Annotated in this window: 9 protein-coding genes, 2 tRNA genes and 2 pseudogenes; 8 read left to right on the top strand and 5 right to left on the bottom strand. The window is 70.3% G+C overall.

The genetic code is table 11. The features are described from left to right. Window positions 1–31 precede the first annotated feature (31 nt). Window positions 32–1,324 (top strand): sensor histidine kinase, encoded by a 1,293-nt coding sequence (locus tag ACFVYE_RS28805; protein ID WP_383963404.1) that lies wholly within the window; start codon window positions 32–34, stop codon window positions 1,322–1,324. Beyond that, on the top strand, window positions 1,297–1,956 hold the full coding sequence (locus ACFVYE_RS28800; RefSeq protein WP_389607654.1) for a response regulator: 660 nt from the start codon (window positions 1,297–1,299) through the stop codon (window positions 1,954–1,956). The genes ACFVYE_RS28805 and ACFVYE_RS28800 overlap by 28 nt, the downstream gene beginning before the upstream one ends. Before the next feature lie 457 nt (window positions 1,957–2,413). Here the strand turns inward: ACFVYE_RS28800 and ACFVYE_RS28795 are convergent, their stop codons facing one another. Further along, complete coding sequence (locus tag ACFVYE_RS28795; protein ID WP_383963410.1) at window positions 2,414–2,626, bottom strand: hypothetical protein; 213 nt, start codon at window positions 2,624–2,626, stop codon at window positions 2,414–2,416. Window positions 2,627–2,943: 317 nt separating this feature from the next. Beyond that, window positions 2,944–3,019, bottom strand: a tRNA-OTHER gene (locus ACFVYE_RS28790). A gap of 107 nt (window positions 3,020–3,126) precedes the next feature. Between ACFVYE_RS28790 and ACFVYE_RS28785 the strand changes: the two genes are divergently transcribed. Together ACFVYE_RS28785 and ACFVYE_RS28780 are read left to right on the top strand one after the other, a co-directional pair. Next, window positions 3,127–3,342, top strand: a complete 216-nt coding sequence (locus ACFVYE_RS28785) for a hypothetical protein (protein ID WP_389607653.1) — start codon at window positions 3,127–3,129, stop codon at window positions 3,340–3,342. Between the two features lie 175 nt (window positions 3,343–3,517). After that, window positions 3,518–3,658: pseudogene (locus ACFVYE_RS28780) on the top strand (transposase); the annotation flags it as partial. Window positions 3,659–3,780: 122 nt separating this feature from the next. Here ACFVYE_RS28780 and ACFVYE_RS28775 read toward each other — a convergent pair. The 3 genes and pseudogenes from ACFVYE_RS28775 to ACFVYE_RS28765 form a co-directional block, all read right to left on the bottom strand. After that, window positions 3,781–4,085, bottom strand: a pseudogene (locus tag ACFVYE_RS28775) (replication initiator); the annotation flags it as partial. Window positions 4,086–5,069: 984 nt separating this feature from the next. Beyond that, window positions 5,070–5,342 carry a hypothetical protein gene (locus ACFVYE_RS28770; protein WP_383963416.1) on the bottom strand — a complete coding sequence of 91 codons (273 nt, stop codon included), beginning with the start codon at window positions 5,340–5,342 and terminating at the stop codon, window positions 5,070–5,072. Window positions 5,343–5,737: 395 nt separating this feature from the next. Further along, window positions 5,738–5,810, bottom strand: a tRNA-Arg gene (locus ACFVYE_RS28765). Between the two features lie 328 nt (window positions 5,811–6,138). Here ACFVYE_RS28765 and ACFVYE_RS28760 point away from each other — a divergent pair. From ACFVYE_RS28760 to ACFVYE_RS28745, 4 genes are all read left to right on the top strand, one after another. Beyond that, window positions 6,139–7,779 (top strand): ATP-binding protein, encoded by a 1,641-nt coding sequence (locus ACFVYE_RS28760; RefSeq protein ID WP_389607676.1) that lies wholly within the window; start codon window positions 6,139–6,141, stop codon window positions 7,777–7,779. Continuing rightward, on the top strand, window positions 7,776–9,752 hold the full coding sequence (locus ACFVYE_RS28755; RefSeq protein WP_389607652.1) for a GTPase: 1,977 nt from the start codon (window positions 7,776–7,778) through the stop codon (window positions 9,750–9,752). Before ACFVYE_RS28760 ends, ACFVYE_RS28755 begins: the two co-directional genes overlap by 4 nt. A 100-nt stretch (window positions 9,753–9,852) precedes the next feature. Next, entirely contained in the window at window positions 9,853–10,485 is a 633-nt protein-coding gene (locus ACFVYE_RS28750; RefSeq protein ID WP_389607651.1) for a single-stranded DNA-binding protein, read from the top strand. 222 nt (window positions 10,486–10,707) lie between these two features. Beyond that, the gene (locus tag ACFVYE_RS28745; RefSeq protein ID WP_383963425.1) at window positions 10,708–12,159 is read left to right on the top strand and encodes a Cys-Gln thioester bond-forming surface protein; all 1,452 of its coding nucleotides are present in this window, start codon (window positions 10,708–10,710) and stop codon (window positions 12,157–12,159) included. Window positions 12,160–12,282 lie beyond the last annotated feature (123 nt).

Here is a 12,282-nt window from a genome sequence, read left to right as displayed (position 1 = left end):
CCCGCCCGAGACCGTCTCCTACGGTGAGGCCATGCGCCCTCGCACCGTGTGGCAGGCCCTGCCGACCCCCCGCTATCTGCTGACGTCCTGGCCCTGGAGGTCGGCCGGTTACCTGATCAGCGGTGCTCTGGCCGGCACGGTCCTCCTGGTGGTGATCGTGATCGGCGTGGCCGTGGGCGGCGCGCTCTCCCTCGCACTGATCGGGCTGCCGCTGCTCGCCCTCCTCGCTCTGACCGGGATTCCGGTCGCGGCCCTGGAGCGGCGCAGGCTCCGCCTCATGGACCGTACCCCGGCCCCCGACCCGCACCGCCGGCCGGAGGAACCGGGGCTGTGGAGCTGGGTGACGTGCCGGTTCCGGGAGCGGGCGACCTGGCGGGAACTCGGGTTCACGCTGCTGCTGGCCCTGGTCCTGTGGCCACTTGACGCCCTCGCGGTGGGCGTCTGCACGGTCGTCCCACTGGCGGTGGTGAGCACTCCCGTGGTGATGGAGGTGTACGGGGACGGCACGGAGGCCCGGGTGGTGAAGCTGTGGACGGTCACGACGTGGCCCGAAGCCTTCGCGACCGCGGCGGGCGGACTCGTAACTCTGATGCTCGGCTGCTACTTCCTGGGTCTGCTGGCCGGAGCAAGGTCGGAGCTGACCCGCTTCCTGCTCACATACCGGTCGGCCGAGCCGGACGCCCGAGTCATGGAACTCACCCGTTCCCGGGTCCGGTTGGTCGACGCCTTCGAGGCGGAACGCCGCCGTATCGAACGCGATCTGCACGACGGGGCCCAACAGCGCATTGTCGCGCTCACCATGATGCTCGGGCTGGCCCGTCTGGACGCCCCGCCCGGCCCCCTGGCCGACCAACTGGCCAGGGCCCACGAGGAGGCCGGCAAGGCACTCGCGGAGCTGCGCGAGCTGATCCACGGCATCCATCCCAAGGTCCTCGCCGACTACGGCCTCCAGGCCGCGGTCGCCGACGCCGCCGACCGTTCCGTGATCCCCGTCGACCTGGACCTCGAACTGCCCGGCAGATTCCCCGAAGCCGTCGAGGCGGCCGCGTACTTCGTGGTCTGCGAGGCGCTGGCCAACGTCGCCAGACACAGCGGCGCGCACCGCGTCGCAGTCAGCGGCGGCCACGCCGGAGGCCGGATGTTCCTGGAGATCCACGACGACGGACTGGGCGGTGCGAGCACATCCGGCGGCGGCAGCGGACTGACCGGCTTGGCCGACCGGGTGTCCGTACTGAATGGCAGACTTGCCCTGTCCAGTCCGGCCGGGGGCCCGACCCGATTGCGTGTGGAGATTCCTTGCGAGTGGACCGATCGCTCCGCGTAGTTCTGGCCGAGGACAGCGTGCTGCTGCGCGAGGGCCTCATCGGGCTGCTCACCCGCTTCGGCCACGAGGTGGTGGCGGCCGTCGGAGACGCGGAGGCACTCACGGCGGCGGTGGCCGAGCACGGCCCGGACATCGTCGTGACCGATGTCCGGATGCCGCCCGGCTTCCAGGACGAGGGCCTGCACGCGGCGGTCGGGCTCCGCGAGAAGCAGCCCGCCCTGCCGGTACTGGTCCTGAGCCAGTACGTGCAACGTACGTACGCCGCGGACCTCCTCGACTCCGGGGACGGCTCGGGCGTCGGCTATCTGCTCAAGGACCGGGTCGGTCAGATCGAGGAGTTCACCGACGCCCTGCAGGAGGTCGCCGACGGCGGCACGGTCGTCGACCCGGAGGTCGTACGCCAACTCCTGCGCCGCCGCCGCGATCCGCTGGAGCGCCTCACCGCCAGGGAACGCGAGGTGCTCGCTCTGGTGGCCCAGGGCAGGTCGAACGGTGCGATCGCCCGCGACCTGGTGGTCTCCGAGGCCGCGGTGGGCAAGCACATCGGCAACATCCTCGCCAAGCTGGACCTCCCACCGGCCGACGAGACGCACCGCAGGGTGCTGGCGGTACTGACCTTCCTGCGTGCGTGACCCGGCGGACTCACCGCGACGTTCCGTGGCAGGATGCGGCAACCGCGCCGAGGGGCGCGGACCCCTTCGCATCAGGGGATTTCCTTGACATCAGGCAATGACCTCTGAGACGTGCGCCCAGCTCAGCCGGCCTGCTCGTTACCCAAAGCACCGGGCGGGTGTTCGTCCCACTGTTGTCCTCGACCGACCGGCACTATCCGGCCCAATGCCCGACGGACGCTGCGGACGCTGTCTTCCCTCGACCCTCTACAGACGTTGCCGTCAGAGATTGCCGTCACCGCAGCTTGCAGAGGGCTTGCGGGCCGGCAGGAGGCCAGGTCCAAGTGGTGCTGTCTCGCTGGAGGTTGGGTAGTGCGCGCTCGTGACGCTCTGCGCAAAGAGCTCCGGTGGGTCTGTACGCGGGGCGATGCTCCATGACGTCAGGGCCACCATGCCCCGCCCATCTGGTCCGGCGCGCTCAGCTAATGCTTTCCGAGTGCCCGTCGGGGAAGGTGCACGTGGGGCCGCGGTAGGGGCCGCCCTGGTTGACCGTTCCGCCCTGGGCCGTGCACTCTTCAGCCGAGATCGCCGGATACGTCGTCGCTGCCTGAGCGGTGGCGGCGCCGACGGCACTCACGCCGGCGAGGGTTGCTGTGGCGAGGGCGAGGCCCAGGAGTCGTCGTATACGCATGACTTTCTCCTCTTTAGTGTTCCTGGTTCGGCGCTTCGGGATGACCGCGCTTATGTCAGGGGCGCCCTGTTACTCAGAATGGGTGACGGTGAGCGGACCCGCGAGTCGTGGCAAGCAGACGCCGCAACCCCTCCGTCGCTGGACGGGGCGAAGACAGAGGTACCGGCTGGCTGCGCCACGCTGCTGACGGCGGCCGGTGTCGCGCCGAGGGTCATCATGGAGACCCTCGGACACAGTCAGATCAGCATCACGATGGACCTCTATACGCAGGTGCCGTCAGAAAGGGCCGGACCATGATCGGTCCGGGCCTTTCTGCCTGGTGCCCCCGGCAGGATTCGAACCTGCGACACCCGCTTTGGCGCCTGTCCGACGGGTCGCGTCACCGACTCCGCACCCGACAGTACTGTCACCTGAATGGCGCAACATGACGTGCCACCCACATGGGTCAAGATCAAGCTGAATAGTGCCCCAACCGGGGCAATCCGTGAAAGGGGAACCAAATGCGCATTCGACGAATCCTCGCCGCCGTCGTCGCCACGGCAGCCCTCGCCGGACTCGGCCTCACAGGCGCCGCCACCGCCACCGCCGCCACCGCACAGGGTGCCCCAACCTACGTCACCCCTTCTGAGTGCAGGCAGGGCGGCGGAACGCCCGCGATCAATGAGCCGGGCAACTACTGCAAGGGCGGTACGCACGACGGTGAGCAGGTCGACTGAATCCCACAAGGCGCCCCGCAGCATCCCACAAGGCGCCCCGCAGCCACGCGCCGCGGGGCGCTCCGCGCGAGCGTAGCCGGGAGAGTCGCAGGGGCTGTGCCGACCCGTCGGGCACGCCAGGGCGTGTCTGATGGGTCGGTGGTGACCGCCCAGGTCGTAGGCCGTTCTCAGCCGCGTGGGGCGGGGTGACTTGAGTGAGGCGGAGTGGCCTCGGCTGGAACCGCACCTGCCGAAGAATTCCGGACGGGGCGGGCGGTGGAAGTGTCACCGCAGAGTGATCAACGGGATTCTGTTCCGGCTGCGCACGGGAATTCCTCGGCCGGGCGTCTCCGAGGACCTGGCCATGGGCACTCCGGTTGCGCTGACGGGCCTGGTTGCCTCGGCGTGGGAGAACGAGTTCAACGGGCAGAAGCGGCACGGGATCGCGTTCCATACGTTGGCGACGTAGGAGGCGACAGCCTGTTCGGTGATGTCGGTGCCGGCGTCGAACGCGCGGATGGGGCGGATGTCGAGCTGGGTGCCCCAGCGCAGCGGGCGGGCGGGTTGGCCGGCGGCGGCCGGGACGGTGATGGTCGTGTACGAGTGCGCGGCGGCGGCGCGGATGGAGTCGCTGAGCAGCTGTACGGAGGCCCAGGAGGGTGGCGAGCTGTCGGCTCCTTCCGGGCGTCGAGGCGTACGACCGCGTGAAAGTGGACGGCTCCGCGCTTCTGGAACTCGGCGACCTTGCCGTACGAGACCCGTGCCGTGTGACAGCGACCGTGCGGCTCGATGGCCCGACCGCGGCGGCCTCCTCGATCAAGCGCAATCGCAGGATCTTGAACGTTGCCATGGAACACGCCGTGAAACACGGCACCTTGCGCTCGAACGAACCCCCTGCCCAAAGGGCGAGGTACCACCCCCAAGACGTCGTCGGCGGTTAACAAACGGTCGCTGATCAACCCTGTCCACGCGGCAAACCTCCTGGGGTGGATCTGGCACCGTCCCCGCGGTGGCCGGCGATTGCACGCCTTCTTTGCGACGCTTTACTACACCGGGCCGCGTCCCGAGGAGGCCGTGGCCATGAGAGTTCTCGATGCACGGCTGCCTGCGGAGAACGAGGAGGACCAGTGGGGCGAGCTGGTGTTCCACACCGCACAGCCTGAGGTGGGCAAGCAGTGGACGGACTCCGGAGAGGTCCACGAGGAGCGCGGACTGAAGGGCAGGGCCAAGGACGACACGCAGGTCGTGCCATGCCGTCCTGCGCTGACTCGCATTCTTCGCAACCACATCGAGAGGGAGGGGCTGAAGCCTGGTGATCTCCTCTTCCCGGGGGAGAACGGCGACATCTCTCCGGCTCGGTATTCCGGCGAGCCTGGCGTTCGGCGCGCCTGGAGATCCTGCCCCCGGAGGAATTCGCCTCGCCGCTCGGCAAGCGCGTGTACGACCTTCGGCACACCCGCCTCACGACGTGGCCAAACGCGGGCGTCCCGCCGGCACGAGTCGCTGAGTGGGCGGGCAACAGCGTTTTCGTCCTCCTCGCCACCTACGCCCGCTGCATTTCCGGTCAGCTCAAGGATCACCAGAAGTGGATTGAGGCTGGGGGAGATCTCCCCGGCATGGCGGGCGAGCTCTGAGCCATGCGCGAAACTTCAAAGGGGGCTCAGCCCTGGTGAGGCGATCGGCCCGCCCTGCGGCTGATTGACCACGAAGATCCACCTCCCCTGCGACGTACGCCGGCAGGGAGGCGGTCACGACGGCGGGTTGGCTGCCATCCGGCAGGCACCGTTCGCGGCGCCGCCCGGCACGCCGGCCCCGGTCAGGGCACTCACACAACCTTGCAGGTCGGCGTGCACACCTTGGGTGCACGCCGTTCTGACGGTGTCCGAGACTCCGACGCCCGTCTGCTGGACCATGTTCGTGCAGGCTGGGATGTCCGCGTGGGCGGCGGGGGCGGCAAAAACGCCGCCCAGTGCGAGGGCCAGACCGGTGAGGACTCCGGCTGTACGGGCCGACGTGCGCATGGGAGCCACCTGCTCTCCAGGGTTGGTCGGGGACTTGCGGATTCAAGGCGCCGAGCAGTGGATGCGGCCGGTGTACAAGTGTGGTCCCGGGCCCCCCGCTCCCGCCGGCTCGGCAGGACCGCCCCTTCTCCGTTCGACGCTAGAACAGTCCTCCACCGTGCGCACTCCGGCCCGGTGGCGGGACACCTCGACCCTGAGCCCACCGGGAAAACTTCGACACGTATTCGACAGAGCCACCCGCAGAAACCCGGTGCCAGCCGGACAGCGCCGGACCCTCCCCACCGCGACCTGGGACCGGTCCGGCGCTTACGCGTTCGCTACGCCGCCCTCGCTACGGTGCTGTGACCTGCAAAAAAGGCCCTCCCGAGGGAGGGCCTGATGTCGTACGGGCTGTGTGCCCCCGGCAGGACTCGAACCTGCGGCCAAGCGCTTAGAAGGCGCCTGCTCTATCCACTGAGCTACGGGGGCCGGGTGGTGGCCTCGGCGGCCTGGAGCCCTGGGGCCGGGCCGGTCGATGACCTGCCGGGACAAGGATAGGGCTCCGATCGCCTCGACCCGGTTGCTTCACCTGCGTGGCACGATGTGGAGGTTCGGTGAAGCGAACCGATAATCGCAGGTGGGTGGGATTCCCGCATCGCTTTTGACGCCTCGCGCCCCGGGTGTTGTGCACTCGTTATGCCTGCGCCCCACTCGTCCCCTCTGTCCCGACTCTGTCCCAGTAGGAGAACCGGCGCGCAGAGGTGGCTATACGCTTCAAAAAGGCGCCAAAATTGGGCATTCTTCGCATGTGGTGACCTTGGACGTACGGCCTCAGCTCATCGACGCACTTTCCGCCCTGCGCGACCGTGTCGCTGCCGTGCGTCTTCCACTGCCGCTGCCGGGGGCCGCGCGGGCCCGCCAGACCCGTAGCGAGCTGCTCGCCCAGCTCGACGACTATCTGCTTCCCCGGCTCAGAGATCCTGAAGCGCCCCTTCTCGCGGTCATCGGCGGGTCCACCGGGGCGGGGAAGTCGACGCTCGTCAATTCGCTGGTGGGGCGGCTGGTCAGTGAGGCCGGGGTGCTGCGCCCGACCACGCGGACGCCCGTGCTCGTCTGCCATCCGGATGACCACCACTGGTTCGCGGGGGTCCGCGTACTGCCGCAGCTCACCAGGGTCTGGCTGCCCCCGGAGGAGAACGGGGACCCTGGTCGGTGCGACGACCTCGACGGGAGCGAGGAGGACGGGACAGCGCTGCGCGTCGAGACCGCCACCGGGCTGCCGCGCGGGCTCGCGCTGCTCGACGCGCCCGATATCGACTCGCTCGTGGTACGGAACCGGGTCTTGGCCGCCGAGCTGATCTGCGCCGCGGATGTGTGGGTGATGGTGACCACGGCCTCCCGGTACGCGGACGCCGTGCCGTGGCACCTGCTGCGCACCGCCAAGGAGTACGACGCCTCGCTCGTCACTGTCCTCGACCGGGTACCGCACCAGGTGATCGCCGAGGTGTCCCGGCAGTACGGGGCGCTGCTCACCAAGGCGGGCCTCGGTGAGGTGCCGCGCTTCACCATTCCCGAGCTGCCCGAATCGGCCGGCGGCGGCAGCGGGCTGCTGCCCACCACCGCGGTCGCCCCGTTGCGGGCCTGGCTCAGCCACCGCGCCCAGGACCCGGCGGCCCGTCAGCAGGCGGTCGGGCGCACGGCGGCCGGGGTCATCGACTCGCTGGACGTACGGATGCCCGCGCTGGCCGGGGCCGTCGCGGCACAGTATTCGGCGGCGGTGCGGCTGACCGGTGTGGTCGAGGACGCGTACCGCACGGAAGGCGCTCGGGTCCGGCGGCGGCTGCGCAACGGCGGCGTGCTCGCCGGGGACGCCCGGACCCGGTGGCGTGGATACCCGATGTACAGCAGCTCCGAGGAACTCCTCGAAGCGCTGGTGGAGAGTCTTGCCGCACTTCTGCAGTGCGCGGTGGCCGCAGCCGACGAACAGATCCGCACGACCTGGCAGCGCGAGCCCGCGGCCGGGGTGTTCGGCTTCGAGGATGTCGGCCGGGAGGCCGGGGGATGGGGGCCCGCCGAGGACATCCGGGGCCGGATCGCCATGGCCGTACGGCGGTGGTGGCGGGTGCTGGAGGAACTGGCCGAGGAAGAGGTGCGCCGGCTCGAACGCAACGCCGCACCCGACGTCGAGACAGTCGTGGCGCTCCTGGCCGCCGCACTGCTCGGCGGTCGCCGTACCCGCGGCGCCGGGGAACAACTCGCCGAACGGATCGGGGCCCAGGGTGCGCTGCGGCTGCGCGACAAGGGCGGCGCACTGCTCACCAACTGCCTCGACCGGGTGCTGGACGGCGAGCGCGACCGGCGGCTCGCGCCGCTCGACGCACTCGATGTGGCCCCGGAGCCGCAGGCCGAACTGATTGCCGCGCTGTCCGTACTGCAGAAGGAGAGGTGGCAGCGATGACTGCCGTCATTGACGAGGGGCCCGGCCGGGGCGAGAGTCCCACTTCTCTCGAGGACCGGAACCGGAACCACCGGAGCCGGCGCCGGACACCCGACGACCTGCGCACAGCCGTGCCGGAGGCGGGCGCAGACTGGAACGACGGGCTCATCGCCCGGCGCGCGGCAGGCAAGGGGACAGAAACCGAGACCGGAAACGCCCCGAACGACGAAGTACGGCTGCCCCAGGTCGAGGCGTACGTACCGTCGAGCGGTCCGCTCCGGCCGCGGCTCGACGCGCTGCGTGAACTCGTCGGGCTGTCCAGGGCCAGGCTCGACCGGGCCACCCTCGCCGAGGCGGGACGCGTGCTCGACGAAGCGGCAGCCCGCCAGCGGCTCTCCTCCAGGCACACCGTCGTCGCCATCGCCGGAGCGACCGGCAGCGGCAAATCGACCCTGTTCAACTCCCTCGTGGGCGCCCAGATCTCCGACACCGGTCTGCGCAGGCCGACCACCTCCGCCCCCATCGCCTGCTCCTGGACCGACGGGGCCGCCGGGCTGCTGGACCGGCTCGCCATTCCGGGACGGCTCAGGCGCAGGCCGCAACAGAGCGGTACGGACGCCGACGAGGCACTCCAGGGGCTCGTCCTCGTCGACCTGCCCGACCACGACTCCGCGGCGACCGGGCACCGTGATCAGGTCGACCGGGTGCTTGCGCTGGTCGATGCGGTGATCTGGGTCGTCGACCCGGAGAAGTACGCGGACGCGGCCCTGCACGAGCGCTACCTGCGGCCGCTCGCCGGGCACGCCGAGATCACGTTCGTCGTCCTCAACCAGATCGACCGGCTGCCCGGCGACGCCGCCGACCAGGTCCTCGACGATCTGCGCCGGCTGCTCGACGAGGACGGCATGGCGCTCGGCGAACACGGCGAACCGGGCGCCACCGTCATGTCCCTGTCCGCACTCACCGGCGAAGGCGTGGGCGAACTGCGCGAGGTGCTCGGCCGGTTCGTCCAGGAGCGCACGGCAGCGGCGCGCCGGCTGTCCGCGGATGTGGACGTCGCCGCGGCCAGGCTCCGTCCGGTGTACGTCGCCGAGGGGCGGCCCGGTCTCGGCGAAGGGGCCCGCGAGGAGTTCGCCGACCGGCTCGCGGAGGCCGTCGGAGCGGCCGCGGCGGGCCAGGCGGCCGAGCGCGAGTGGCGAAGGAACGCCGGCCGGGCGTGCGGCACTCCGTGGCTGCGGCTGTGGCGCTGGTACGAGTCCACCCGGCGGCCGGGAAGTCTGGAGTGCCCGGCGCTGCCCGCGCCCCCCGAGGAGCAGCTCACTGCCCGGCAACGCGTCGAGCAGGCCGTGCGGACGGTGGCGGACGAGGCCGCCGACGGGCTGCCCGGCCCCTGGGCACAGGCAGTCCGCGAGGCCGCGGTGAACGGTGCGGAAGGGCTGCCGGAGGCGCTCGACGAGCTGGCGGAAAGGGCCGGCGGTGCGGACGGGCGGGGGCGGGGGGTGAGCTGTTTCCCGGGTGGCGCGGCAGGCGGTGCGCAGGGTTCGGTCGGTCCGGGCGGTTCGACGGTCGTGGCGACCGGGGTGGCCGGGGCCTCCGGTGTGGCGCACAGCGGTCGCGTGGGCGGGAAGCCGCCGCGGCCCAGGTGGTGGCCCGCCGCCGTGCTGGCACAGGCATCGATGACGTTGCTGCAGATCTTCGGCGGTCTCTGGCTGGTGGGTCAGATCGTCGGCGTGCTCGAACCGGGATTCCTCACGCCCGCCCTGGTGATGCTGGCCGGGATCATCGGCGGTCCGCTCGTGGAGTGGTCGTGTGCGGCCGCGGCACGGGGGCCCGCCCGACGGTACGGGCAGGAGGCCGAGCGGCAGTTGCGCGAGGTGGCGGCGGCCTGTGGGCGGGCACGGGTGCTCGATCCGGTGGCGGCGGAACTCGTGCGGTACCGCGAGGTGCGGGAACGGTATGTGACGGTGACGGAGTTTTCCACAACTGTTCGGTAGTCCACAGGCATCAGCAGGATTTCCGCCTTCCCTTCAACCTGGGATCAGTGGCCGCGCGGATGCGGTCGCTGGAGCCGAAGGCCGAAGGGGAGGCGGAGTCATGAATGACGCCTTGGTGACACTGGTGGGAAACGCGGCGACGGGCGTGGAGTTCCGGGAGACCGCGGCCGGCGCAATGGCGCGATTCCGGTTCGCGGTGACGCCGCGCCGCTGGGACCGCGAGAAACAGCTCTGGACGGACGGGCACACCAGCTTCTACACCGTGTGTGCCTGGCGGACTCTGGCAGCGAATCTGTCCGGTTCCGTCTCTGTCGGAGAACCACTCGTCGTGCACGGCAGGTTGAAGGTGCGCGAGGAGGAACGGGAGGGTCGGCGCAGGACGTTCGTGGACGTCGAGGCGGTGGCGGTGGGGCACGACCTGACCCGGGGGACGGCTGCGTTCCGGCGGGTGATGAGGGGTGATCCGGGGCTGGTGACGCGTGGGGGGAGCGTGGGCAGGGTGGGTGATCCGGGCAGTGCGCCGGAACGCCCGGACGAACCGGATTGGTCGGTCGGGTCGGGTGGTTCGCGCGACGTGTCACGAGCCGAGCGGATCGAGCCGAGCGAACGGGAGAGGGATGAGCGGGAAGAAAAGGGTGAACAGAGCGAACTGGGTGAACGGGCCGGGCGGCAGCGTGCCAAGCGGCCGACTGGGCGTCAGAAAGGTGGCCAGGAGCTTGCGTCGGTGCCGTGACCGGACCTTCGCGGATGGGGGCGGACCGAGGGGTGCGGAGCCGTGCACGCGATACCGGCGATAACGATTCTGATTCGGAATGGTTGTACGACGGTATGACGGGGGACTGTTCATCGCTTCGTCCTTAGGATTCCCCAGTACTCACGGGGCACTTGAGTCGACTGGCGGGACAATCCCCACACGCGCATCAGGCGCGGAGGGTCTCGCCCGGAGGGGAATTCTGTGTTTTCTGCTTATTCAGCGACCGTTTCGTCGTCCACGGAGGCGGCCAATTCTCCACGGCGGCGGGGCATAGCCCGGCTGGCTGCTTCGGTGGTGGCATCCGGTCTGGTCATGGCAGGCGCCCTCGTCGGCGCGGGCAGTGCGGTCGCCGATGAGGCGCCGCAGCATCAAGGTGGCGCGGCCGCGGTCCTGGACGGGTTGAAGACCTACGACCGTGCCGTGCTCCACGCGGACGGCCGGAATCAGGAGCTGCCCGCCGGGCTCTTCGAGATGACCGTCGACGGCGGTGGCAAGCTCAAGACGTACTGCATCGACATCCACAACCCCACCCAGGACCAGGCGAAGTATCTGGAGACTCCCTGGAACCAGACCTCGCTCGGCAGCAACAAGAACGCGGGCAAGATCCGCTGGATCCTGGAGCACTCCTACCCGCAGGTCGACGACCTCGCGGAGCTCGCCAAGCAGGCCGGCACCGGGCCGCTCACCGAGAAGACCGCGGCGGCGGGCACCCAGGTCGCCATCTGGCGCTACTCGGACAACGTCGATGTCGACGCAACCGACGGCCAGGCCGAGAAGCTCGCCGACTGGCTGGAGCACAACGCCGTCGACCAGGCCGAGCCCAAGGCGTCCCTCGCCCTGGACCCGGCCGCGGTCTCCGGCAAGTCCGGTGAGCGGCTCGGGCCGGTCACCGTCCGTACCAATGCGGGTCAGGTCTCCGTGACCCCGCCCGCCGACGCCGCCAGCGGTGTCAAGGTCACCGACAAGAGCGGCAAGCCCGTGACCGCGGCGGCCAACGGCGCTGAGCTCTACTTCGACGTACCGGCGGGCACCGCCGACGGTTCCGCCTCGCTGACCGTCCAGGCCACCACGTCGGTGCCGGTCGGCCGGGCCTTCGCCGGGGTGACCAAGAGCCAGACCATGATCCTGGCCGGCTCCAGCGAGTCCACGGTCTCCGCGGCCGCCACCGCGACCTGGGCCAAGCAGGGTGCGATCCCGGCGGTCTCGGCGAAGAAGAACTGTGCCAAGGGCGGCGTGGACGTCACCGCGAGCAACAAGGGCGACGAGGCGTTCACCTTCGAGCTGGCCGGGGCGAAGCACACCATCGAGGCGGGCAAGTCCGAGACGGTGACCGTCCCGGTCGCCGAGGACCAGGCGTACGACTTCACGATCACCGGACCCGGTGGCTTCTCGAAGACGTTCAAGGGCGTCCTGGACTGCAAGACCAGCGGCAGCGGCACCGGCGGCACCGGCACCGGCACCCAGACCGGCGGTGACAAGCCCGCCCCGGCCACGACCGGTGGCGGCTCGACCGGTGGCTCGGGCGACCTCGCCGAGACCGGTGGCTCCAGCGCCACTCCGATCATCGGGGGCGTCGCGATCGCCCTCGTCGTCGTCGGCGGCGGCGCGGTCTTCCTCCTCCGCAAGCGCAAGACGCAGTCCTCCGCCCAGTAATCACGGAGTGACGAACAGCAGGCAATCTGTCACGCCTGCCTGATGGCGGCCCCGGTACGCACACGCGTACCGGGGCCGTCGCATGCCGGAAGGCGGGGGCGGTGCGTGCCGGGAGGCGGGACG

Origin of the sequence: Streptomyces sp. NPDC058239 (genome assembly GCF_042882185.1) — a bacterium.
Lineage (GTDB): Bacteria > Actinomycetota > Actinomycetes > Streptomycetales > Streptomycetaceae > Streptomyces.
Note: the sequence above shows the minus strand (reverse complement) of the source record. Positions and strands in the feature narration are given on the sequence as shown.